This is a genomic window from Streptomyces sp. SCSIO 75703 (assembly GCF_036607905.1).
In the GTDB taxonomy this organism is placed as follows: domain Bacteria; phylum Actinomycetota; class Actinomycetes; order Streptomycetales; family Streptomycetaceae; genus Streptomyces.
In genome coordinates this window covers 5,668,641-5,691,695 of the sequence record NZ_CP144555.1, presented here as the reverse complement: position 1 = coordinate 5,691,695, position 23,055 = coordinate 5,668,641, and the positions used below count along the sequence as shown (strand labels likewise).

20 protein-coding genes are annotated in these 23,055 nt (G+C 72.7%); 3 read left to right on the top strand and 17 right to left on the bottom strand.

Going from position 1 to position 23,055, the window contains the following annotated elements; genetic code table 11:
- Positions 1-95: 95 nt before the first annotated feature.
- Positions 96-2,354: an AAA family ATPase gene (locus tag VM636_RS25105; protein ID WP_338485805.1), complete on the top strand. Its 2,259-nt coding sequence runs from the start codon at positions 96-98 to the stop codon at positions 2,352-2,354.
- A gap of 43 nt (positions 2,355-2,397) precedes the next feature.
- Here the strand turns inward: VM636_RS25105 and rpsD are convergent, their stop codons facing one another.
- The 5 genes from rpsD to VM636_RS25080 form a co-directional block, all read right to left on the bottom strand.
- Positions 2,398-3,012 (bottom strand): 30S ribosomal protein S4, encoded by a 615-nt coding sequence (gene rpsD, locus VM636_RS25100; protein ID WP_030422370.1) that lies wholly within the window; start codon positions 3,010-3,012, stop codon positions 2,398-2,400.
- A 351-nt stretch (positions 3,013-3,363) separates the two neighbouring features.
- Positions 3,364-4,719, bottom strand: a complete 1,356-nt coding sequence (locus VM636_RS25095) for a replication-associated recombination protein A (RefSeq protein WP_030422369.1) — start codon at positions 4,717-4,719, stop codon at positions 3,364-3,366.
- Positions 4,720-4,763: 44 nt separating this feature from the next.
- Positions 4,764-5,429 (bottom strand): vitamin K epoxide reductase family protein, encoded by a 666-nt coding sequence (locus VM636_RS25090; RefSeq protein WP_030422368.1) that lies wholly within the window; start codon positions 5,427-5,429, stop codon positions 4,764-4,766.
- A 279-nt stretch (positions 5,430-5,708) separates the two neighbouring features.
- Positions 5,709-6,971 (bottom strand): histidine--tRNA ligase, encoded by a 1,263-nt coding sequence (hisS, locus tag VM636_RS25085; protein WP_030422367.1) that lies wholly within the window; start codon positions 6,969-6,971, stop codon positions 5,709-5,711.
- Positions 6,972-6,984: 13 nt separating this feature from the next.
- Positions 6,985-7,692, bottom strand: coding sequence for an MBL fold metallo-hydrolase (locus tag VM636_RS25080; RefSeq protein WP_030422366.1), 708 nt, complete (start codon positions 7,690-7,692; stop codon positions 6,985-6,987).
- A gap of 184 nt (positions 7,693-7,876) precedes the next feature.
- Between VM636_RS25080 and VM636_RS25075 the strand changes: the two genes are divergently transcribed.
- Positions 7,877-8,695 (top strand): peptidylprolyl isomerase, encoded by an 819-nt coding sequence (locus VM636_RS25075; RefSeq protein ID WP_030422365.1) that lies wholly within the window; start codon positions 7,877-7,879, stop codon positions 8,693-8,695.
- Positions 8,696-8,830: 135 nt separating this feature from the next.
- Positions 8,831-10,060, top strand: a complete 1,230-nt coding sequence (locus VM636_RS25070) for a DUF349 domain-containing protein (protein ID WP_030422364.1) — start codon at positions 8,831-8,833, stop codon at positions 10,058-10,060.
- Between the two features lie 157 nt (positions 10,061-10,217).
- Here the strand turns inward: VM636_RS25070 and relA are convergent, their stop codons facing one another.
- The 12 genes from relA to VM636_RS25010 all read right to left on the bottom strand — a co-directional run bounded on the left by relA (position 10,218) and on the right by VM636_RS25010 (position 22,875).
- Complete coding sequence (relA, locus tag VM636_RS25065) at positions 10,218-12,767, bottom strand: GTP pyrophosphokinase (RefSeq protein ID WP_338485801.1); 2,550 nt, start codon at positions 12,765-12,767, stop codon at positions 10,218-10,220.
- Positions 12,768-12,937: 170 nt separating this feature from the next.
- On the bottom strand, positions 12,938-13,486 hold the full coding sequence (locus VM636_RS25060; RefSeq protein ID WP_030422362.1) for an adenine phosphoribosyltransferase: 549 nt from the start codon (positions 13,484-13,486) through the stop codon (positions 12,938-12,940).
- Positions 13,483-14,598, bottom strand: a complete 1,116-nt coding sequence (gene secF, locus VM636_RS25055; RefSeq protein ID WP_030422361.1) for a protein translocase subunit SecF — start codon at positions 14,596-14,598, stop codon at positions 13,483-13,485. Before secF ends, VM636_RS25060 begins: the two co-directional genes overlap by 4 nt.
- A 2-nt stretch (positions 14,599-14,600) precedes the next feature.
- Positions 14,601-16,421 carry a protein translocase subunit SecD gene (gene secD / locus VM636_RS25050; protein ID WP_338485799.1) on the bottom strand — a complete coding sequence of 607 codons (1,821 nt, stop codon included), beginning with the start codon at positions 16,419-16,421 and terminating at the stop codon, positions 14,601-14,603.
- A 131-nt stretch (positions 16,422-16,552) separates the two neighbouring features.
- Positions 16,553-17,086, bottom strand: a complete 534-nt coding sequence (yajC, locus tag VM636_RS25045) for a preprotein translocase subunit YajC (protein ID WP_338485797.1) — start codon at positions 17,084-17,086, stop codon at positions 16,553-16,555.
- 174 nt (positions 17,087-17,260) lie between these two features.
- Complete coding sequence (gene ruvB / locus VM636_RS25040; protein ID WP_030422358.1) at positions 17,261-18,331, bottom strand: Holliday junction branch migration DNA helicase RuvB; 1,071 nt, start codon at positions 18,329-18,331, stop codon at positions 17,261-17,263.
- 27 nt (positions 18,332-18,358) lie between these two features.
- Positions 18,359-18,970 (bottom strand): Holliday junction branch migration protein RuvA, encoded by a 612-nt coding sequence (gene ruvA, locus VM636_RS25035; RefSeq protein WP_030422357.1) that lies wholly within the window; start codon positions 18,968-18,970, stop codon positions 18,359-18,361.
- Positions 18,967-19,533, bottom strand: coding sequence for a crossover junction endodeoxyribonuclease RuvC (gene ruvC, locus VM636_RS25030; RefSeq protein WP_338485794.1), 567 nt, complete (start codon positions 19,531-19,533; stop codon positions 18,967-18,969). Before ruvC ends, ruvA begins: the two co-directional genes overlap by 4 nt.
- Before the next feature lie 191 nt (positions 19,534-19,724).
- On the bottom strand, positions 19,725-20,477 hold the full coding sequence (locus VM636_RS25025) for a YebC/PmpR family DNA-binding transcriptional regulator (RefSeq protein ID WP_030422355.1): 753 nt from the start codon (positions 20,475-20,477) through the stop codon (positions 19,725-19,727).
- A gap of 48 nt (positions 20,478-20,525) precedes the next feature.
- Complete coding sequence (gene pdxT / locus VM636_RS25020) at positions 20,526-21,134, bottom strand: pyridoxal 5'-phosphate synthase glutaminase subunit PdxT (RefSeq protein ID WP_030422354.1); 609 nt, start codon at positions 21,132-21,134, stop codon at positions 20,526-20,528.
- A 6-nt stretch (positions 21,135-21,140) separates the two neighbouring features.
- A complete protein-coding gene (gene pdxS, locus VM636_RS25015; protein ID WP_030422353.1) occupies positions 21,141-22,052 on the bottom strand; it encodes a pyridoxal 5'-phosphate synthase lyase subunit PdxS in 912 nt (303 codons plus the stop codon).
- A 280-nt stretch (positions 22,053-22,332) separates the two neighbouring features.
- Entirely contained in the window at positions 22,333-22,875 is a 543-nt protein-coding gene (locus tag VM636_RS25010; protein WP_030422352.1) for a hypothetical protein, read from the bottom strand.
- Positions 22,876-23,055: the final 180 nt, after the last annotated feature.

Here is a 23,055-nt window from a genome sequence, read left to right as displayed (position 1 = left end):
GCCGGGCACCGGGCTCCGTACCGCATTACCGTGCCGTAAGGAGTTGCGCGAACCGATTGTACGGACTGAATACGGGTCAGTACGCTCCGTGTTCCATGGCAGCTCATCGGCGTGGCGGTCCCTCACCGCACGGCAATCTCCCGCTGGAACTCGACGCGTTCGTCGGGCGCGCGGCGGAACTCGCCGGACTGGCCCGGGCCCTGGACGCCTCCCGGCTGGTGACCGTGACGGGGACGGGCGGGGTCGGGAAGTCGCGGCTGGCGGCGCGGGCGGCGGCGGAGCGCACGCCGCGCGACGGGGTGTGGCGCGTCGAGCTGGCCCCGGTGCGCGATCCGGAGTTCGTCGACTACGCGGTGGTGGAGGCCCTCGGGCTGACCGACCACACGACGCGGCTGCCGCGCGAGACGCTCCTCGCGCACCTGGCCGACCGGGAGACGCTGCTGCTCCTGGACGGCGTCGAGCACCTGGTGGAGCCGTGTGCCCTGCTCGCGGCCGAGTTGCTGGAGCGGGCGCCGGGGCTGCGGGTGCTGGCGGTGGGCCGCCGTCCGCTGGGCGTGGCCGGGGAGCGGCTGGTGCCGCTGGCGCCGCTGGGCCCCGAGGAGGCGGTGGAGCTGCTGCGGGTCCGCGCGGCCCAGCGCGAGGTGGTGTGGCCGGATGCCCACCACGGCCCGGAGGCTCCCCACGGCCCGGAGACTCCCCACGGCCCGGAGGCCCCCGGCCGGGCCCCGGACGAGCGCGGTCCGCGGGACGGGCCCGCCGGGGACGCCCTCGAACTGTGCCGGCGGCTGGACGGTATCCCGCTGGCGATCGAGCTGGCCGCGGGGCGGCTGAGCGCCCTCTCGCCCGGCCAGGTGCTGCGCCGGCTGGACGACCGCTTCCGGCTGCTGACCGGCGGGGACCCCACCGCGCTCCCCCGCCACCGGACGCTGCGCACGGCGATCGGCTGGAGCCACGAACTGTGCACCCCCGAGGAGCGGCTGCTGTGGGCGCGGCTGTCCGTCTTCGCCGGCCCCTTCGACCTGGAGGCCGCCGAGTACGTGTGCAGCGGCGGCGGGCTGGCCGCCGACGACGTGCTCGACGTGGTCTCCGCGCTGCTCGCCCAGTCGGTGCTGACCCGCGAGGAGTCGCCGGCCGGGGTGCGCTACCGGATGCTCGACACGGTGCGCGCGTACGGCGCCGGCTGGCTGGAGGCGGCGGGCGACGCGGCCCGGCTGCGGCGCCGGCACCGGGACTGGTACGTGGGCCTGGCGACCTGGTGCGAGCTGGAGTGGTTCTCGCCGCGCCAGCGCGAGGTCGCCGCCCGGGTCGACGCCGAACTGCCCAACCTGCGCAGCGCGCTGGAGCACTGCCTGGCGGATCCGGAGGAGGCGCACCTGGGCCAGTACCTGGCGGGAGCCCTGTGGTTCCACTGGGTCGGCAGCGGCCGGCTGTCGGAGGGGCGGCGCTGGCTGGAGCAGGCGGTGCGGCTGGACGCGGAGCCGACCGCGGGCGAGCAGTCCCGGCTGAAGGCACTGTGGGTCCTCGCCTACGTGGCGATCCTCCAGGGTGACACGGTGGCCGCGCTGGGGGCCCTCCAGGAGTGCCGGGAGGAGGCCGAGCGGTCGGCGAACGACACGGCGCTGGCCTACGCGGAGCACCGCACCGGCTGCCTGGCGCTGGTCACCGACGACATGGCGCGCGCGGAGACGCTGCTGCGCTCGGCGCTGCGCCGCTACGGCGAGATCGGCGAGCTGAACAGCAACGTGCTGATGGGCCAGGTGGAACTGGCGATGACGCGGGCCTTCCAGGGCGACCTGTCCGACGCCGTGCGGCTGTGCGAGGACGTGCGCCGGGTCTGCGAGGACCACGGCGAGCGCTGGGCCCGCGCCTACGCGCTGTACGTGCTGGCCTACGCGGCCTGGAGCCGGGGCGAGCCGGCCCTCGCCCGGGAGCTGCTGACCGAGTCGCTGGACAGCGCCCACGGTTTCCACGACCAGCTCGGCTCGGTGCTGGCGGTGGAACTGCTGGCCCTGGTCACGGTGACGGAGGGCGACGCGGCGGAGGCGGCGGTGCTGCAGGGCGCGGCGAGCCGGATGTGGCCCTCGGTGGGGCTGCCGCTGTTCGGTTCGGCGCACTACAACACGCCGCACGAACTGTGCGAGACGGCGGCCCGGGAGCGGCTGGGCGACGCGGGCTACGAGGCGTGTGCGCGCCGGGGGGCGCGGCTCGACCGGAGCGAGGCGGTGGCGCGGGCACTGCGGAGGCCGGGGGTCCGGCCGCGTCCGGTGGCGCCCGCGGCGGGGGCGCCGGCGGAGCCGCCGCACGCGAAGCCCGCCGCCTCGCCCACCCGCGGGGGTGGGGAGACGACGGGCTGAGGCACCTGCCGGTGCCGGGTCCGCGGGGCGGAGTCCGGCCGGATCAGCGGGCGTAGTACTCGACGACGAGCTGCTCGTCGCAGATGACCGGGATCTCCTTGCGGTTGGGGTCCCGGTCCAGGCGGAAGGCCAGGGCCTTCAGGTTCACCTGGAGGTAACGCGGGGTCTCGCCCTCGGGGGCGAAGCCGCCCTCGCGGGCGATGGTGAAGAGCGTCTTGTCCTTGCTGCGCTCGCGGACCTGCACGACGTCGTCCGGGCGGACGCGGAAGGACGGCTTGTCGACCTTCTGGCCGTTGACCTGGATGTGGCCGTGGACGACCATCTGGCGGGCCTGGTAGATCGTGCGGGCGATGCCCGAACGCAGGACCAGCGCGTCGAGGCGGCGCTCCAGCTCGATGAGCAGGGCCTCACCGGTCTTCATGGTGGTCTTGGCGGCGCGCTCGTAGGCGCGGACGAGCTGGCGCTCGCTGATGTCGTACTGCGCGCGCAGACGCTGCTTCTCGAGCAGACGAACCTTGTAGTCCGAGTTCTGCTTGCGGCCGCGGCCGTGCTCGCCCGGCGGGTAGGGGCGGGCCTCGAAGTACTTGACGGCCTTCGGGGTCAGCGCGATGCCGAGGGCACGCGACTTCTTGACCTTGGGGCGGGACTGGTTCGCCATGAACCGAACACCTCGTGTCTCTGTGTGAATACGGCTTCACCAGGGTTAAGGGAGGTCGCATCCGCAGCCGGGGGAAACCCCGCGGGCCTCATCGGGCCTGCCGGGCAGCCGCTCCCCTGATCTGGGCACATACGTGCAGCACGCGAGTGGCCCACCGACCGGTCCCGGGATCCCGGGTGGTGGTGGGCGGCCCGCGACACCGTTCGCCGGTGCGCGACGCTCCTGGATCCCCGCCGCCCTGGGGAGGCGGTTCTCCGGCTGGATGTCCCGTTCTGGTGGTGCCGGCTCCTCGACGGAGGCCGGACACGGGACGCAGCACTCCGCAGGATTCTACAGGGTGGCGCCGGGTGCTCAGGACCGCCTGCGGCCGAGGTGCGTACGGGTCCACTCCACCGCGTCCGCGTACCGCGCCTCGGCGCCGTGCCGGGTCGGCGTGTAGTAGGAGCGGTCCTTCAGGGCGTCCGGCGCGTACTGCTGGGCGGCGATGCCCTCGGGCAGGTCGTGCGGGTACACGTACCCCTGGCCGTGGCCCAGCTTGCCCGCGCCCTGGTAGTGGCTGTCGCGCAGGTGGGCGGGGACGGGGCCGGCGAGGCCCTTGCGGACGTCCTCCAGGGCGGCGCCGATGGCGGTGGTCGCGGAGTTGGACTTGGGGGCGAGGGCCAGGGCGATGGTGGCGTGGCTGAGCGTGAGGGCGGCCTCGGGGAAGCCGATCAGGGCGACGGCCTGGGCGGCGGCGACCGCGATCTGCAGGGCGTTCGGGTCGGCGAGGCCGATGTCCTCGCTGGCGGAGATCATCAGGCGCCGGGCGATGAAGCGGGGGTCCTCGCCGGCCTCGATCATCCGCGCCAGGTAGTGCAGGGCGGCGTCCACGTCGGAGCCCCGGATGGACTTGATCAGGGCGCTGGCGACGTCGTAGTGCTGGTCGCCGTCGCGGTCGTAGGCCACCGCGACCCGGTCGACGGTCTCCTCCAGCGTGGTCAGGGCGATCTCGGCCTCGCCCTTGTCCAGCGCGGCTCCGGCGGCGGCCTCCAGCGCGGTCAGGGCCCGGCGGGCGTCGCCCCCGGCGATGCGCAGCAGGTGCGCCTCGGTGTCCTCGGGCAGGGTGACGGCGCCGCCCAGTCCGCGCTCGGCGGTGAGGGCGCGGCGCATGAGTCCGCGCAGGTCGTCGTCGGTGAGCGGTTCGAGGGTGAGCAGGAGGGAGCGGGAGAGCAGCGGGGAGATCACCGAGAAGTAGGGGTTCTCGGTGGTGGCGGCGATGAGCGTGACCCAGCGGTTCTCCACGGCCGGGAGGAGGGAGTCCTGCTGGGCCTTGCTGAAGCGGTGGATCTCGTCGAGGAAGAGGACGGTCTCCTTGCCGTACCCGCCGACGGCGCGGCGGGCGCCGTCGATGACCGTGCGGACCTCCTTGACGCCCGCGGTGATCGCCGACAGTTCGACGAAGCGCTTGTTGGTGGCCTTGGAGACGACGTACGCCAGGGTGGTCTTGCCGGTGCCGGGCGGGCCCCACAGGATCACCGAGGAGGGGCCGGCCGGGCCGGCGGCGCCTTCGCCGACCAGCCGGCGCAGCGGCGAGCCGGGCTTGAGCAGGTGCTGCTGGCCCACCACCTCGTCGAGGGTGCGCGGACGCATCCGGACGGCGAGCGGGCTGCCGGCCGGGTCCTTCTCCTGGCGTTCTTCTGCTGCGGCGGTGAACAGGTCGGGCTCCACGTCCGAAACCCTAGTTCACCGCACCGACAGCGCGACGGGCCCGGTCAGGCGGTCCAGAAGTCCCACCAGCGGGTGAGGATCATCATGCCGACGATGCCGACGTGCAGCACCGGGAGCACCCAGGTGAACTCGCCCAGGAAGCCGCGGACGGCGGCCGGGGCGGGCAGGAAGCCCTTGCGGACGTTGAAGGAGGTCAGGTACCAGAACATCAGGATGGTGGCGACCCAGGCCAGGCAGCACCACAGGCAGAGCGAGTTGATCCGGTACAGGGACTCGAACTGCAGCCAGCTCACGAAGCCGACGCCGAAGAGGCAGCCGGCGTTGAAGGTGAGGTAGAACCAGCGCGGGAAGCGCGCGCCGGCGAGCAGGCTCATGCCGACGCAGACCACCATGCCGTAGGCGACCAGGCCCAGCATCGGGTTGGGGAAGCCGAAGACGGTGGCCTGGTCGCTCTCCATGACGCTGCCGCAGGAGACGACCGGGTTGAGGCTGCACCCCGGGGTGTAGGTGGTGCCGGCGACCTTGGCTTCCAGCAGCTTGAACTTGTCCAGGGTGATGACCCACGCGGCGAGCACCCCGGCCGCGCCCGTCAGCACCAGCAGCAGGGCGAAGGCGCGGCTGCCGCCCTCGGTGCGCGGGGCGGCGGTGTCCGGCTCCGGCGCGTCCGGCTCCCGGTCGGTGGAGACGTCCCTCACTGTCGTCTTGCTCATCACGCCGATTCCGTCACTGGAGAGGAGACCTGCTTCGGGCAGGGCCATTGTGCCGCATGGGCGTCCGCGACCACTGTTCGATGAACATAAGAACGCACCGGTGATCGCCCTGGGGAGTCGGAATCCGGCCGACAACCGTTCGCCGGGGGCACACGCGCGCGAACGCGGGCGCCCCCGGGAGGGACGACGGGCTGGGTGTGCTGTCCGGACAGCACACCCAGGGCCTCTCGTTGGGATCACGCCGGGCTCGCGGGGTCCGGCCTGATCCCGACGAAAGTCCTAGGCGAGCCGGGACTCCAGCTCGGCCACGACCTCGTTGACGCCGATCGGGGTCTGCTCGCCGGACTCCATGTCCTTGAGCTGGACGACGCCCTCGGCCAGGTCGCGTTCGCCGAGCACCAGCGTGTAGCGGGCGCCGGAGCGGTTGGCGGCCTTCATGGCGGCCTTGAGCCCCTTGCCCCCGTAGGCGAAGTCGGCGGCGACGCCGTTCTTGCGCAACTCGGTGACCTTGGCGAAGAGCACCCGGCGGGCCTCCTCGCCGAGCGGGACCGCGAAGACGGAGGTCGTGGCGGGCAGGTCCGGCTCGATGCCCTCCGCCTGGAGGGCGAGGACGGTGCGGTCGACGCCGAGGGCCCAGCCCACCGAGGGCAGGGCGGGGCCGCCGATCATCTCGGAGAGGCCGTCGTAGCGGCCGCCGCCGCCCACCGCCGACTGGGAGCCCAGCCCGTCGTGGACGAACTCGAAGGTGGTGCGCGTGTAGTAGTCGAGGCCGCGCACGAGCCGCGGGTCGTCCTCGAAGACCACGCCGGCCGCGGTGACCAGTTCGCGGACCTCCTCGTGGTACGCCTTGCAGGCGTCGCACAGGTAGTCGCGCAGCAGCGGCGCCCCGGAGAGCTGCTCCTGCACCTGCGGGCGCTTGTCGTCGAGGACGCGCAGCGGGTTGATGTCGGCGCGGCGCAGGGTGTCCTCGTCCAGGTCGAGCCCGCGCAGGAAGTCCTGGAGGGCCGCGCGGTAGACGGGGCGGCACTCCCGGTCGCCGAGGCTGTTGAGCAGGACGCGGAAGTTCCTCAGGCCCAGGGAGCGGTACGCCTGGTCCGCGAGGATGATCAGCTCGGCGTCGAGCGCCGGGTCCTCGGCGCCGATCGCCTCGGCGCCGACCTGGGAGAAGTGCCGGTAGCGGCCCTTCTGCGGGCGCTCGTAGCGGTAGTACGAGCCCGAGTACCAGAGCTTGACCGGCAGGTTGCCCTGCTTGTGCAGGTTGGCCTCCAGCGCGGCGCGCAGGACGGAGGCGGTGCCCTCGGGGCGCAGCGCCAGCCGGTCGCCGCCCTTGGTCTCGAAGGCGTACATCTCCTTCGTCACGATGTCGGTGGACTCGCCGACGCCGCGGGCGAACAACTCGACGTTCTCGAAGCCGGGCGTCTCGACGTAGCCGTAGCCGGAGTCGCGCAGCGGGGCGGAGAACGCCTCCCGGACCGCCAGATAGGTGGCGGAGTCGGGGGGAAGCAGGTCGTACGTGCCCTTGGGGGCCTTGAAGGTGCTCACGGAAGGTCTCTCGTCACATTCCTCGTCGGGGAGCCCCGGGGGCTCCCTGGCCGTCGGCCACCTGCCGCAGGTACGGGTTGGTGGCGCGTTCGCGGCCGATGGTCGTCTGGGGCCCGTGGCCGGACAGCACCACGGTCGAGTCGTCGAGCGGCAGGCACACGCGGGCCAGCGAGTCGAGCATCTCGGCCATGTCACCACCGGGCAGGTCGGTGCGTCCGATGGAGCCGGCGAACAGCAGGTCGCCCGAGAAGAAGACCGGCGGGACGTCCGCCGCCTCGGGCAGGCCGAAGGTCACCGACCCCTTGGTATGGCCCGGCGCGTGGGCGACCGTCAGCTCCAGACCGGCCAGTTCCAGCCGGGTGCCGTCGGTCATCTCCCGGACGTCGTCCGGCTCGCCGACGGTCAGCTCCCCCATCAGCGGCATGCCGATGGACCGGCCGATCCCCTTCTCGGGGTCGCTCATCATGTACCGGTCCGCGGGGTGGATCCAGGCGGGTACGCCGTGTGCGCCGCAGACCGGGACGACCGAGGCCACGTGGTCGATGTGGCCGTGGGTGAGGACGACGGCGACGGGCTTCAGCCGGTGCTTGGCGAGTGCCTCCTCGACGCCGGGGGCGGCCTGGTGGCCGGGGTCGATGATCACGCACTCCTCACCGGCGGCGGGGGCGACGACGTAACAGTTCGTCCCCCAGGCCCCGGCGGGGAACCCGGCAATGAGCACGTTCGTCCTTCGTTCGAGGTCGGTACGGGTGGCTTGCGGGCGGCCCTCGCCCGTGGTCAGAGCCTACCGGCGGTGCCGTTTCCTCAGCGAACCCATATACGGTACGGGCCTACACGCAGGCGGTCGGCGCGTCGCGCGCAGGCGGAGCGGCCGGCACTCGACGAGTCATGAGGGAGAGAACCCGGTGGTCAGCCAGGAGCAGCGGCGGCGTCAGCTCGCCCGGGAGAAGTTCTTGCGGCAGCAGCAGCGGCGGACCTCCGCCCGGCGCAAGTCGCGGGCGCGCAACGCCGCGATCGCGTCGGTGCTGGGCGTGGTGCTGATCGGCAGTGCGGCGCTGTACGCCACCGGGGCCCTCAAGGACGACGACAAGACCACCGCGGGCGCCGAGGTCACGCCGAGCCCCGCCGAGACCAGCAAGGCGCCCGACCCGTGCGCGAAGCCGGCCCCCGGCGAGCCGGCGACGAAGACCTGGGACAAGGAACCGGAGCTGACCATCGACAAGTCGGCCTCGTACACCATGAGGCTGGCGACGACCTGCGGTGACGTGGACATCGCGCTGAAGGCGTCGGCGGCCCCGCACACGGTCAACTCCTTCGACTTCCTGGCGTCGAAGGGCTACTTCGACCACACGCCCTGCCACCGCCTCACCACCGGCGGCATCTACGTGCTCCAGTGCGGCGACCCGACGGGCCAGGGCAACGGCGGCCCCGGGTACACCATCCCGGACGAGAACCTGAAGGACGAGAGCCTGAAGGGCGACGTGTACCCGGCGGGCACGGTGGCGATGGCCAACACCGGCCAGCCCGGCTCCGGCGGCAGCCAGTTCTTCCTGGTCTACCAGGACAGCCCGCTGCCCCCGAGCTACACGCCGTTCGGCACCGTCTCGGAGGCGGGCATGAAGGTGCTCAAGAAGATCTCCGACGCCGGCGAGAACACCGGGGCGGGCGACGGGGCACCGAACGCGACGGTCGTGATCGACAAGGCGACGGTCACGAAATCCTGATCCCCATCTGCGAAATTTCGGTCGCGCGGGATGCGGACAGGCCCCCCGCCGGTCGCCTATGTTGGCCGTGACGAAACTGTGGACGATGCCCGGGGGAAGCGAATCCCCCCGCAGGCATCATGTGGAGGAGGCGCTGTGAGCAGCGACCCGTGGGGCCGCGTCGACGAGACGGGGACCGTGTACGTGCGTACGGCCGACGGCGAGAAGGTCGTCGGTTCCTGGCAGGCGGGCTCCCCGGAGGAGGCGCTGGCCTACTTCGAACGCAAGTACGAGGGCCTGGTGGTCGAGATCGGCCTCCTCGAGAAGCGCGTGAAGACCACCGACCTCTCGGCGAAGGACGCCCTGGCCGCCGTGGAGCACCTGCGCGAGCAGGTCGACGCGCACCACGCGGTCGGCGACCTGGAAGCCCTCCGGGCCCGCCTGGACCGGCTCGTCGAGCTGGTGGAACAGCGCCGCGAGGAGCGCCGGGTCCAGCGGGCCCGGCAGTCCGACGAGGCGCGCGCCGCCAAGGAGGCCCTGGTCACGGAGGCCGAGGAGCTGGCCCGTTCCGACCAGTGGCGGGCGGCCGGCGAACGGCTGCGGGCGCTGGTGGACACCTGGAAGGGGCTGCCCCGGCTGGACCGCAAGTCCGACGACGAGCTGTGGCACCGCTTCTCGCACGCGCGCTCGGCGTTCTCCAAGCGGCGCAAGCAGCACTTCGCCCAGCTCGACGCGCAGCGCGAGGAGGCCCGCCGGATCAAGGAACGGCTGGTCTCCGAGGCCGAGGCGCTGTCCGGCTCGACGGACTGGGGTCCGACGGCGGCGCGCTACCGCGACCTGATGGCCGAGTGGAAGGCCGCGGGCCGCGCTCAGCGCGAGCACGAGGACGATCTGTGGAACCGCTTCCGCGGCGCCCAGGACGTCTTCTTCGCCGCCCGCGGCTCGGTCTTCGCCGAGCGCGACGCCGAGCAGGCGGAGAACCTCAAGCTGAAGGAGGAACTGGCCGAGGAGGCCGAGCGGCTGCTGCCGGTCACCGACCTCAAGGCGGCCCGCGCCGCGTTCCGCTCGCTCAACGAGCGCTGGGAGGCCATCGGGCACGTGCCGCGCGACGCCCGGCCGCGGGTCGAGGGCCGGATGCACACCGTGGAGCGCGCCATCCAGCAGGCCGAGGAGGCCGAGTGGCGCCGGACCAACCCGGAGGCCCGTGCACGGGCCGAGGGACTGACCGGCCAGCTCCAGGCCGCCGTGGACAAGCTGCGCGGCCAGATCGAGCAGGCGCGCGCCCAGGGAAACAACTCCAAGGCGGACAAGCTGGAGCGCGAGCTGGAGGGCCGCCAGGCGCTCCTGGACCAGGCGCTCAAGGGTCTGCAGGAGTTCGGCGGCTGATCGGCGGCCGACCGTCCGCGCGCCCCGGCGCGCACACGAAAGGGCTCCCGCACGGTGTGTGCGGGAGCCCTTCCCGTCCGTGTGGGCGCCGCGCGCGCCGTGCGGGGCGGCTAGGGTCCTTCGTTTGGATCAGGCCGCGTGATCCCGACGAAAGACCCTAGGAGGGCCTGCGGGCCGAGGTGACCCGGTACACGTCGTAGACGCCCTCCACGCCCCGTACGGCCTTCAGGACGTGTCCCAGGTGCTTGGGGTCGCCCATCTCGAAGGTGAAGCGGGAGGTGGCGACGCGGTCGCGGGAGGTCTGCACGGCCGCCGAGAGGATGTTGACGTGCTGGTCGGACAGGACCCGGGTGACGTCCGACAGCAGCCGGGAGCGGTCCAGCGCCTCGACCTGGATGGCGACCAGGAAGACCGAGGACTGGGTCGGCGCCCACTCGACCTCCAGGATGCGTTCGGGCTCGCGGGAGAGCGAGTCCACGTTCACGCAGTCGCTGCGGTGGACCGAGACGCCGCTGCCGCGGGTGACGAAGCCGATGATGGGGTCGCCGGGCACGGGCGTGCAGCAGCGGGCCAGCTTGACCCACACGTCCTCGACGCCCTTGACGACGACGCCCGGGTCGGCGCTGGTGCGGCGCTTGCGCCCGCGTCCGCGGGCCGGCGGCACCGACTCGTCGATCTCCTCGGTGGCGGCCTCCTCGCCGCCGAGCGCCTGGACCAGCTTCTGCACGATGTTCTGCGCGGAGACGTGGCCCTCGCCGATGGCCGCGTAGAGCGCGGAGATGTCCGAGTAGCGCATCTCGTGCGCGAGCGTGACCAGGGAGTCCCCGGTCAGGATGCGCTGGATCGGCAGGTTCTGCTTGCGCATGGCCCGGACGATGGAGTCCTTGCCCTGTTCGATCGCCTCGTCGCGGCGCTCCTTGGAGAACCAGGCCCGGATCTTGTTGCGGGCCCGCGGCGACTTGACGAAGCCGAGCCAGTCGCGGGAGGGGCCGGCGCCGGCCGCCTTGGAGGTGAACACCTCGACCAGGTCGCCGTTGTCCAGGGTGGACTCCAGCGGGACCAGCCGGCCGTTGACCCGGGCCCCTATGGTGCGGTGGCCGACCTCGGTGTGGACGGCGTAGGCGAAGTCGACCGGTGTGGCCCCGGCCGGGAGCGCGATGACGTCTCCCTTGGGGGTGAAGACGAAGACCTCGTTGCGGGAGAGGTCGAAGCGCAGCGACTCCAGGAACTCCCCGGGGTCCTCGGTCTCCTTCTGCCAGTCCAGGAGCTGGCGCAGCCAGGCCATGTCGTTGATGGCCGCGTTGTCCTTGCCGGCCTTGCCCGCCGGGGACTTGGGCACGTCGGTGCGGACCTTGGACGCCCCGGCGACCGCCTCCTGCTTGTACTTCCAGTGCGCGGCGATGCCGTACTCGGCGCGGCGGTGCATGTCGAAGGTGCGGATCTGCAGCTCGACCGGCTTGCCGTTGGGCCCGATGACCGTCGTGTGCAGCGACTGGTACATGTTGAACTTGGGCATGGCGATGTAGTCCTTGAACCGCCCCGGAACCGGGTTCCAGCGGGCGTGGACCGTGCCGAGTGCCGCGTAGCAGTCGCGGACGGTGTCCACCAGGACGCGGATGCCCACCAGGTCGTAGATCTCCGCGAAGTCCCGGCCGCGGACGATCATCTTCTGGTAGACGCTGTAGTAGTGCTTCGGGCGGCCGGTGACGGTCGCCTTGATGCGGGCCGCGCGCAGGTCCTGCTGGACCTCGTCGGTCACGATGGCGAGGTACTCGTCGCGCTTGGGGGCGCGCTCGGCGACCAGCCGGACGATCTCGTCGTACATCTTGGGGTAGAGGATCGCGAAGGCGAGGTCCTCCAGCTCCCACTTGATGGTGTTCATGCCCAGCCGGTGGGCGAGCGGCGCGTAGATCTCCAGGGTCTCGCGCGCCTTCTTCTCCTGCTTCTCCCGCTTGAGGTAGCGCATGGTGCGCATGTTGTGCAGGCGGTCGGCGAGCTTGATGACCAGGACCCGGGGGTCCTTGGCCATGGCGACGACCATCTTGCGCACGGTCTCCGCCTGGGCGGCCTCACCGAACTTGACCTTGTCCAGCTTGGTGACGCCGTCGACGAGCAGGGCGACGGTGTCGCCGAAGTCGCGGCGCAACTGCTCCAGGCCGTACTCGGTGTCCTCGACCGTGTCGTGCAGCAGCCCGGCCATGAGGGTGGCCGGGTCCATGCCCAGCTCCGCGAGGATGGTGGTCACCGCGAGCGGGTGCGTGATGTACGGGTCGCCGCTCTTGCGCTTCTGGCCCCGGTGCCAGCGCTCGGCGACCTGGTAGGCGCTCTCGATCTGGCGCAGCGTCGCCGTCTCGATCTTGGGATCGTTGCCCCGCACTATCCGCAGCAGCGGCTCCAGCACCGGGTTGTACGGGTTGGCGCGCTGGACGCCGAGGCGGGCAAGGCGGGCGCGGACGCGGTTGGAGGAACCGGAGCGGGCCGACTGGCCGGCGGGGGTGCGGACGACCGGGGTGTTCGGCGTGCGGCCGGGCGGGGCGGGCTTGGGCCGCGGCTGCTCGGCGGGCTTGTCGACGGGGGCGGCCGGGGCGTGCTGGATCGGCCCGCGGGTGTCGTTCTTCGCGTGCGGCGCGCTGGGCGCGGGCTTCGCCGCCGCCGCCGAGGCGGACTCGGGCTTGGCGGCGGTCAGTGGCTGGGCCTCGTCTGGCAAGAGGACTCCTCGTGCGCGATCCGGGTCCCCGGTCAGGCTCCGGAAGGCCCATGGTAGCGATCCCCGGCCCCAGGATCGCCTTCAGGCCACAGGGGACCGTTCATCTCGGCACAACGCCGGAGGCGGGCACCGGATTCCCCCGGTGCCCGCCTCCGGCCTTCGCGGGGGGCTCAGACCATGAGCAGCGACCTCAGCGGAGCACCGGCCAGCGCGGGCTCCAGCCGGGCCCGGCCACCGAGGAAGCCCAGCTCCATCAGCACGGCGAGGCCCGCCACCCGGGCTCCGGCCCGGCGGATGAGCCGGACGGACGCCTCGGCGGTGCCGCCGGTGGCGAGGACGTCGTCGACGACCAGGACGCGGTCGTCGGGGCTGAGGTCCTCGGCGTGCACCTCGATCTCGGCCGAGCCGTACTCCAGGTCGTACGCCTGTCCGAGGGTCGCCCCGGGGAGCTTGCCCGCCTTGCGCACGGGGACGAAGCCGAGGCCGGCCCGCAGGGCGACGGGGGCGCCCAGGATGAAGCCCCGGGCCTCCAGCCCGACCACCTTGGTGGCGCCGGTGCCCGCCGCGAACTCGGCGAGCACGTCGGTGAGAGCCGCGAAGGCCACCGGGTCCGCGAGGAGCGGGGTGATGTCCTTGAACACCACGCCCGGCTCCGGGTGGTCGGGCACGTCACGGATGCGGCTCAGCAGCAGCCCCGTGATGTCGGTCAGCTCGGTCATCGGTGCCTTTCCGAGGATCCGCCGCGGCCCCGGGTGCGGGCCGCGGACTGGTTGCGGGGCCCGACGACCGCGGCCGCCGCGCCCTGGTGTGCGTCGTCGAGCACCCCGTCGCCGGCGGACCCCCCGCTCTCCCCCCGGGCCGCGGCCTGCGCCCGCTTGGCGAGGACGCGCTTCTTGAGGGACTTCATCTGCGGCTCGCGTTCCTTGAGGTCGGCGACGAGCGGCGTGGCGATGAAGATCGAGGAGTACGCGCCTGCCGCGAGGCCGACGAACAGCGACAGGGAGATGTCGTTCAGCATACCGGCGCCGAGGACACCGCCCCCGATGAAGAGCAGCCCGGCCACCGGCAGCAGGGCCACCACCGTGGTGTTGACCGAGCGGACCAGCGTGCCGTTGATCGAGCGGTTGGCGATCTCGGAGTAGGTCCAGCGGCTCTGCCTGGTGATGTCCTTCGTCTGCTCCTTGAGGCTGTCGAAGACGACGACGGTGTCGTAGAGCGAGTAGCCCAGGATGGTGAGCAGGCCGATCACGGTGCCCGGGGTGACCTCGAAGCCGACCAGGGCGTAGACGCCGGTGGTGATGGTGAGGTCGTGGACCAGGGCGACGAACGCGGCGACGGCCATCCGCCATTCGAAGGCGATCGCCAGGTAGATCACCACCAGGACCATGAAGATCGCCAGGCCCTTCCACGCCTTGTTCGCGATCTGCTCGCCCCAGCTCGGACCCACCAGATCGGCGTTGATCCGCTCCGCGTCGACCTTGAGGTCGGTGGCGAGGGCCCGCTTGATGTCGTCCGAGGCGCCGGTGTCGATGCCCGCGATCTGGATGCGCAGGCTGCCGTCGCCGAGCTTCTGGACGATCGCGTCGTGTCCGGAGGCGTCCTCCGCGTAGCCCTCGGCCTGGGAGACGGACGCGCTCATGTTCTTCGGGGTGGTGAAGACCGCGCCGCCCTGGAACTCGATGCCCATGTGCAGTCCGCGCACGGACAGGCCGAGGATCGCGGCGATGGTGATCAGGACGGAGAGCCCGTACCAGATCACGCGGTTCCTGACGAAGTCGTAGCCGATCTCCCCATGGTGCAGCCGGGCGCCGAGGGTGCCGAGTTTCGACATGCTCACGCCTCCTTCGTCGTGACGGGGGCGACGGGACGACGGCTCGCGCGCAGGGGTGGCTTCGCGCCGAGGGCCTTTGGATCGAGCCCGGACCAGCGGTGGCCGCGGGCGAAGAACGGGCGGCGGGCCATCAGCGTGAGCAGCGGCTTGGTGAAGAGGAAGACCACGACCACGTCGAGCAGGGTGGTCAGCCCCAGCGTGAACGCGAAGCCCTGCACCTTGCCGACGGTGACCACGAAGAGCACGGCGGCGGCGAGGAACGACACGAAGTCGGAGACCAGGATGGTGCGCCGGGCGCGCGGCCAGCCGCGTTCGACGGCGGGGCGCAGCGAGCGGCCCTCCCGGATCTCGTCGCGGACCCGTTCGAAGAAGACGATGAACGAGTCCGCCGTGATCCCGATGGCGACGATGGCACCGCACACGGCCGGCAGGTTCAGCGCGAAGCCGATGGTCGGGCCGAGCAGCGACATGACCGCGTACGTGAGCGAGGCGGAGACCATCAGCGAGGCGATGGCGATGAACGACAGGCCGCGGTAGTAGACCAGCAGGTAGAGGACGACCAGCGCGAGCCCGATGGCGCCCGCGATCAGCCCGGCGTGGAGCTGCTCACCGCCGAGCGCGGCGGTGACGGTGGTGACGCTGTCCTCATGGAAGCTCAGCGGGAGCGCGCCGTAGGACAGCATGTTGGCGAGGCTCTGCGCCTCCTCCTGGCCGAACTGCCCGGAGATCTCCGCGTTGCCGCCGGTCAGGGCCTGGCTGACGTACGGGTCGGAGACGACCTCGTTGTCCAGGACGATGGCGAACTGGTTCTGCGGGGACGGGTTCTGCGCCAGCTTGCCGGTGATGTCCGCGAACTTCTTCGCGCCGCCGCCGGTGAAGTCCATGGTGACGGTCCAGCCCGCGGCGGTCTGCGTGTTGAAGACGGCCTGGGCCTTGTCCACGTCCGTGCCGTCGACGGCGGCGGGTCCGAGGAGGTACTTCTGCCACTGGCCCTGGGCGTTGGTGCCGCAGGCGACGGTGGGGTCGGCGGGCAGGGCGCCCTCGCCGGCCTTGGCCCGTGCGGAGCCGTCGGTGCAGTCGAGCGCGGCGTACCGGGCCCGGAGCTTCTCGGAGGCGGCGTCGCCGGTGCCGTCGGAGGCGCCGGGGGACGGCGCCGGGGAGGCGTCGCCGGAGGGGGTGGCGGAGGGGCTGGGGCCGGCCTCGAGCGCGTCGGTGACGGCGCGGCCCTGTGTGGTGGCGCCCGGGTTCGGGGAGGAGGTCGGGGTGGCCGCGGCCCGGTCGCCGGCGGTGTCCCGCGCGGTGTCGCCGGTGGCGTCCGCCGTCGGGGCTCCGGTCGTGTCGCCCGCCGGGTCGGTGGCCTTGTGGGAGGCGCTGCCCGAGGCGTCGGGTGCGGGGGTGCCGGCCGCGTCGGCGCCGGACGGCTCGGTGGCGAGGACCGGGCGGAAGTAGAGCTTGGCGGTGGTGCCGACCTGGGCGCGGGCTTCCTCGGAGTTCATCCCCTTGGGGATGTTGACGATGATGTTCCGGGTGCCCTGGGTCTGGACTTCGGCCTCGGAGACGCCGAGGCCGTTGACACGGCGCTCCATGATCTCGACCGCGGTGTCCATGTTGGTCTTGTTGATCGCGGACTCCTGGCCCGGTTCGGAGACGGCCCGGAGCGTGATGCTCGTACCGCCCGCCAGGTCGATGCCGAGGCGCGGAGTCGTGTTTCCGGAGGCGAACATGCCTCCCGTGAGCGCCGCAATGACGATCACCATCAGGGCCAGCGAGCGCCCGGGCTTGCTTTGGGCGCTCGCTTGCTTTCCCTTTTTGAGGGCTGCCACCTTGTCATACTCCCTGTCGGGCCGCGTCGCACCGCCGGGGCGGCATACCGGCGGCCATCGCGTGGTGGGTGGGGGTCCGTGCGGACGACGCGGCGCGGGGGCGCGGGCGGACCCGCGCCCCCGGGGCGCGGCTACTTCGTCCCGGAACCGCCGTCGGACTTCTTCGGCTGGTCGTCGGCCTTGGCGTCCGCCGGCTCGTCGGCCTTGGCGTCGGCGGGCTCGTCGGCCTTGGCGTCCGAGGGCTTGGCGGTCTCGTCGGCCTCGTCGGCCGCCTCCTTCTTGCCGAGGTCGACGGAGTGGTCGCCGGAGGCGTCCGCGTCACCCTCGGTGAGGGAGGAGGCGTCGTCCGGGACGACGTGGGTGTCGTCCTTCAGGTCGTGCTCGATGCCGTGGACGATGCGGTTGTACTCGTCGTCGCTCAGCACGGCGCCGATGGAGTTCTTGGCGAAGAGCAGCTCGACGCCCGGCCCGGCGTCGAGGAGGACGGTGTCCTCGCTCACCTCCTTGACCGTGGCGTACATGCCCCCGATGGTGCGGACGCCGGAACCGGGCTGCATCTGGTTCCGCATGTCGACGGCCTGCTGCTGCTTCTTCTTCGCCGACCGGGTCATCAGGAACATGGCCCCGATGAGCACGATGAACGGGAGGAGGGTCACGAGACTCACGGGTCGGTACTTCCTTCACACGACCGCGATGTGAGCGGCCTGTTGGTTGGGGGTGTGGGCGCCGCCGTCAAGGGTGGCATCGGCGGAGTCTAGGCGAGTCCGCGCGCAGGGAACAACGCTCAGCATGGCACCGGGGTTCCTGCTCGGGCCAATGTGCTCGTCGGGACGGGGGCGTCACGCCCCGAACAGGTCCTGTTGTCCGTTTCCCGGCGCGGCGGCGCCCGGCGGGGTCAGCCCGAGGTGTGCCCAGGCGGCGGGGGTCGCCACCCGTCCCCGGGGGGTGCGGGCGAGCAGTCCCTCGCGCACGAGGAAGGGTTCGGCGACCTCCTCGACGGTCTCCCGCTCCTCCCCCACGGCCACCGCGAGGGTGGAGACGCCGACGGGTCCGCCGCCGAACAGTTTGGTCAGGGCCTCCAGGACGGCCCGGTCGAGGCGGTCCAGGCCGCGGGCGTCGACCTCGTAGACCGCGAGGGCCGCCGCGGCGATCCCGCGGGTGATCACGCCGTCGGCCTTGACCTGGGCGTAGTCGCGGACGCGGCGCAGGAGGCGGTTGGAGATGCGGGGGGTGCCGCGGGAGCGGCCCGCGATCTCGGCGGCGCCGTCGGGGTCGATCTCGACGTCGAGGAGGCCGGCCGAGCGGTGCACCACCCGTTCCAGTTCGGCGGGGCCGTAGAACTCCATGTGGGCGGTGAAGCCGAAGCGGTCGCGCAACGGGGGCGGCAGCAGTCCGGCGCGGGTGGTGGCGCCGACGAGGGTGAAGGGGGGCAGTTCGAGGGGGATGGCGGTGGCGCCGGGGCCCTTGCCGACGATGACGTCGACCCGGAAGTCCTCCATCGCCATGTAGAGCATCTCCTCGGCGGGCCGGGACATGCGGTGGATCTCGTCGAGGAAGAGGACCTCGCCCTCCTGGAGGGAGGAGAGGATCGCCGCGAGGTCGCCGGCGTGCTGGATGGCGGGGCCGGAGGTGATGCGGATGGGGGCGCCCATCTCGGCCGCGATGATCATCGAGAGGGTGGTCTTGCCGAGGCCGGGGGCGCCGGAGAGCAGGACGTGGTCGGCGGTGGCGCCGCGGGCGCGGGCGGCGCGCAGGACGAGGTCGAGCTGTTCGCGGACCTTCTGCTGGCCGATGAACTCGCCCAGGTCCTTGGGGCGCAGAGCGGCCTCCACGGCCTGGTCCTCGCCGTCGGCGGACGCGCCGACGAGGCGCTCGGCGGCGTCGGAGTCGGTCGTCTCGTCCCAGTTCATGCGGTGTGCCTCGGCTCTCGGTGCGGACTATCGGGCGCGGTTCAGCGTCTGGAGGGCGGCCTTGAGCAACTGGCCCACGGGCGGTGTCCCGCCGGCGGCCTCGGCCTGGGGCGCCACGGCGGACACCGCCTCGTCGGCCTCGCGGGCCGCGTACCCGAGGCCGATGAGCGCGGCGTGGAGCTGGTCACGCCAGCCCGCGGCGGGCGCGGCGACGGCGGCGGAGGAGGGGGAGCCGACCGGTTCGCCGAGGCGGTCCTTCAGTTCCAGGAGGAGCTTCTGCGCGCCCTTCTTGCCGATGCCGGGGACGGCGGTGAGGGCCTTCTCGTCGCCGGTGGACAGGGCCCGGCGCAGCGCGTCGGGGGTGTGCACGGCGAGCATGGCCTGGGCGAGGCGGGGGCCGACGCCGCTGGCGGTCTGGAGGAGTTCGAAGACCTGGCGCTCGTCGTCGTCGGCGAAGCCGTAGAGGGTGAGCGAGTCCTCGCGGACCACGAGGGAGGTGGCGAGCCGCGCGGCGGTGCCGACCCGGAGTCCGGCGAGGGTGCCCGGGGTGCACTGGACGGCCATGCCGACCCCGCCGACCTCCACCACCGCGGAGCCGGGGGCGAGGGCGGCGACGGTGCCGCTGACGAAAGCGATCATGGCGTACGGCCTTTCGGTGCGGGCGGGACGCGGACCGCCCGGGCGGGGGGAGCGGCGTGCAGGGCGGCGGCCCGCTGGAGCCGGTTCTGGGCGGGGGCCCGCCAGATGTGGCAGATGGCGAGGGCGAGGGCGTCGGCGGCGTCGGCGGGCCGGGGCGGCGCGGCGAGCCGCAGCAGGCGGGTGACCATGGCGCCGACCTGGGCCTTGTCGGCGCGGCCGGAGCCGGTGACGGCGGCCTTGACCTCGCTGGGGGTGTGCAGGGCGACCGGGAGGCCGCGGCGCGCGGCGCACAGGATGACGACGGCGCTGGCCTGGGCGGTGCCCATGACGGTGCGGACGTTGTGCTGGCTGAAGACGCGCTCGACGGCGACGTACTGCGGCCGGTACTCGTCGAGCCACTGCTCGACGCCCTCTTCCACGGCGACGAGGCGGTCGCCGAGCTCGGCGTCGGCCGGGGTGCGCACGACACCGACGCCGATCATGGTCAGCGGGCGGCCCGCGACGCCCTCCACGACGCCGACCCCGCAGCGGGTCAGCCCGGGGTCCACCCCCAGTACGCGCACGCGCGCCTCCCCTGCTCCGCGGCCGCACCGCCGCCGCTCCCGCGTCCCCGGCCGGGCCCCTCGGGCCGCCCGGCCGGCGGTCGCGGTACGCCGGACGGTGATCGTTTGACATGCGCCAGGCTATCGGGTGCCACCGACAACGCGGCGGGCCGACGGGGTGTGTCCCCGTCGGCCCGCCGCGCGGGCACGGGTCAGGCGTCGACCTTCTCCATGATCTCGTCGCTCACGTCGAAGTTGGCGAAGACGTTCTGGACGTCGTCGCTGTCCTCCAGGGCGTCGATCAGCTTGAAGATCTTCCGGGCGCCGTCCTCGTCCAGCTCGACCTGCATGGTCGGCACGAAGTGGGCGTCGGCCGACTCGTAGTCGATGCCGGCGTCCTGGAGGGCGGTGCGGACCGCGACCAGGTCGCCCGGCTCGCTGACCACCTCGAAGCTCTCGCCGAGGTCGTTGACCTCCTCGGCGCCCGCCTCCAGGACGGCGCCGAGGACGTCGTCCTCGCTCAGGCCGTCCGCGGGGACGATCACGACACCCTTGCGGTTGAAGAGGTACGAGACCGAGCCGGGGTCGGCCATGGAGCCGCCGTTGCGGGTCATCGCCACCCGGACGTCGGAGGCGGCGCGGTTGCGGTTGTCGGTGAGGCACTCGATGAGCACCGCGACGCCGTTCGGGCCGTAGCCCTCGTACATGATCGTCTCGTAGTCGGCGCCGCCGGCCTCCAGGCCGGCGCCGCGCTTGAGCGCGGAGTCGATGTTCTTGTTGGGAACGGACTGCTTCTTCGCCTTCTGGATGGCGTCGTAGAGGGTGGGGTTGCCTTCGGGGTCGGCACCCCCCATGCGGGCCGCCACCTCGATGTTCTTGATGAGCTTCGCGAAGAGCTTGCCGCGCTTGGCGTCGACGACGGCCTTCTTGTGCTTCGTCGTGGCCCATTTGGAGTGGCCGGCCATCTGTTCAGTCTCCTTCGCGTAACCCGTCTTCGTCCGAACGTCAGAATCCTACAAGGACTCGGCCGTCCGGTTTGCGCGCACCATGGCGGTGAAGAGGCGGTGGACGCGGTGGTCGCCGGTGAGTTCCGGGTGGAAGGAGGTGGCCAGCGCGTTGCCCTGGCGGACCGCGACGACGCGGCCGTCGTGCTCGGCGAGGATCTCGGTGCCGGCCCCGGCGGACTCGGCCCAGGGGGCGCGGATGAAGACGCCCGAGACCGGACCGCCCCCGACGCCGCGCAGGTCGACGGCGGCCTCGAAGGACTCGTTCTGCCGGCCGAAGGCGTTGCGGCGCACGATCATGTCGATGCCGCCGACCGTCTGCTGCCCGGAACGCGGGTCGAGGATCTTGTCGGCCAGCAGGATCATGCCCGCGCAGGTCCCGTAGACCGGCATGCCCGCGCGCACGCGGGCGCGCAGGGGCTCCATGAGGCCGAAGAGCACGGCCAGCCGGGAGATGGTGGTCGACTCGCCGCCGGGCAGCACCAGGCCGTCGACGGCGGCCAGTTCCCCGGGGCGCCGCACCTCCCTGGCCGCGGCGCCCGCCGCGGCCAGGGAGGCCAGGTGCTCCCGTACGTCGCCCTGGAGGGCCAGGACGCCGATGACGGGCGTCTCGCCCACGGGTGCCTACCAGCCCCGGTTGGCGTAGCGCTCGGTCTCGGGGAGGGTGTCGCAGTTGATGCCGACCATGGCCTCGCCCAGGTCGCGGGAGGCGTCCGCGATGACCTTCGGGTCGTCGTGGAAGGTGGTCGCCTTGACGATGGCGGCGGCGCGCTTGGCCGGGTCGCCGGACTTGAAGATGCCGGAGCCGACGAAGACGCCCTCGGCGCCGAGCTGGCGCATGAGCGCGGCGTCGGCGGGGGTGGCGACGCCGCCCGCGGAGAAGAGCACGACCGGGAGACGGCCGAGCGCGGCGGTCTCCTTGACCAGCTCGTAGGGGGCGCGCAGGTCCTTGGCGGCGGCGTACAGCTCGTTGTGGTCGTAGCCGCGCAGCCGGGCGATCTCGTTCTTGATCTGGCGCAGGTGGCGGACGGCCTCGACCACGTTGCCGGTGCCGGCCTCGCCCTTGGAGCGGATCATCGCGGCGCCCTCGGCGATGCGGCGCAGGGCCTCGCCGAGGTTGGTGGCGCCGCAGACGAAGGGGGTGGTGAAGGCCCACTTGTCGGAGTGGTTGACCTCGTCGGCCGGGGTCAGCACCTCGGACTCGTCGATGTAGTCGACGCCGAGGGACTGCAGGACCTGGGCCTCGACGAAGTGGCCGATGCGGGACTTGGCCATCACGGGGATGGAGACCGCCTCGATGATGCCCTCGATCATGTCGGGGTCGGACATCCGGGCCACGCCGCCGTCCTTGCGGATGTCGGCGGGGACCCGCTCCAGGGCCATGACGGCCACGGCACCGGCGTCCTCGGCGATCTTCGCCTGTTCCGGGGTGACGACGTCCATGATCACGCCGCCCTTGAGCTGTTCGGCCATGCCGCGCTTCACGCGGGCGGTGCCGGTCTCGGTGGCCTGGTTGTCGGAGAACGAGTCGGACACGGGTACCTCGCTGAGGGGAAGTGGTCTGGTGCGAGACGAGCAAACGCGACCGGACCAGTCCACAACAAGGGCCACCGGTCAGGCGGTGGCTCGTTTTCCCGGGCCGGGTGGCGTGCCGGGCCCGTACGGCCCCGGGGTGGACCGGGTTCCCCGGAGGCAGGCCGGGCGGGGCCGTCCCCGCGAGGTGGGCCGGGCGGCGCGGCCCCGGGTGGCGCGAGGCCGCCACGGGGCAGAGCGCCCGGCGGCACGAGGTCCCTGCCGGGCCGGTACGGAGCCGGGTTCAGGCGGCGCGGTCGATCAGGGCGGCGGGGGGCTCGTCGTCCATCTCGAAGGCCGGCGGGAAGGGCGCGTGTCCGGCCAGCCGGAACCAGCGCACCTTGCGGTGTTCGCGCAGCCGGCGGGCGGCGCCCACGGCGTCGTTGTGGAAGCGGCGGGCCATCGGGACCCGGCGGACCGCCTCGGCCAGTTCACGGGCGGCCTCCTCACCCCCGGGCGCCTCACGGACGGCGTCGACCTGCGCCGGTTCCTCGAACACCGCCCGCAGCGCCTGGGTCAGCTCGCTCTCGGCGACCTCCCGCTGTTCCTCCTCGGCCTGCCGGGCGCCGTGCGCCGCCTCGTACAGGACGATGGAGGCGGCCGGGTCGAGGACGCCGGAGGTGGCCAGTTCCTGGGCCACGGAGGCCCGGCGCAGCAGTTGCGCGTCGAGCGCGGCGCGGGCGGCGTCGATCCGGGCGTGGAGCCGGTCCAGGCGGCCCGCCGTCCAGCTCAGGTACAGGCCGATCGCCACGAGGACGGCCAGGGTCCAGATCAGGGTTGCGGTCACGGGCGGCAAGGCTACCGGTGCGTCCCGGGACACCGGCCGGGCACCGGAGCCCGGCGGCCGGGCCGGCGGTCCGCGGGTCCCCGCCGCCGGCCTCCGGGACGGCGTCCCCGAGGGTCGGCGAGGGGAGCGTCCCGGCGGCACGGCCGGGCCAGGACGCCGCCCGGTCCGCGGCCTCGCCGG

Coding starts and splice junctions, on each gene's coding strand:
- secF (WP_030422361.1), bottom strand. CDS start 14,598: ATGTCGAAACTCGGCACCCTCGGCGCCCGGCTGCACCATGGGGAGATC.
- VM636_RS25025 (WP_030422355.1), bottom strand. CDS start 20,477: ATGGCCGGCCACTCCAAATGGGCCACGACGAAGCACAAGAAGGCCGTC.
- VM636_RS25090 (WP_030422368.1), bottom strand. CDS start 5,429: ATGAGCAAGACGACAGTGAGGGACGTCTCCACCGACCGGGAGCCGGAC.
- rpsD (WP_030422370.1), bottom strand. CDS start 3,012: ATGGCGAACCAGTCCCGCCCCAAGGTCAAGAAGTCGCGTGCCCTCGGC.
- ruvA (WP_030422357.1), bottom strand. CDS start 18,970: ATGATCGCTTTCGTCAGCGGCACCGTCGCCGCCCTCGCCCCCGGCTCC.
- VM636_RS25105 (WP_338485805.1), top strand. CDS start 96: ATGGCAGCTCATCGGCGTGGCGGTCCCTCACCGCACGGCAATCTCCCG.
- VM636_RS25060 (WP_030422362.1), bottom strand. CDS start 13,486: ATGACCGAGCTGACCGACATCACGGGGCTGCTGCTGAGCCGCATCCGT.
- ruvB (WP_030422358.1), bottom strand. CDS start 18,331: ATGAACTGGGACGAGACGACCGACTCCGACGCCGCCGAGCGCCTCGTC.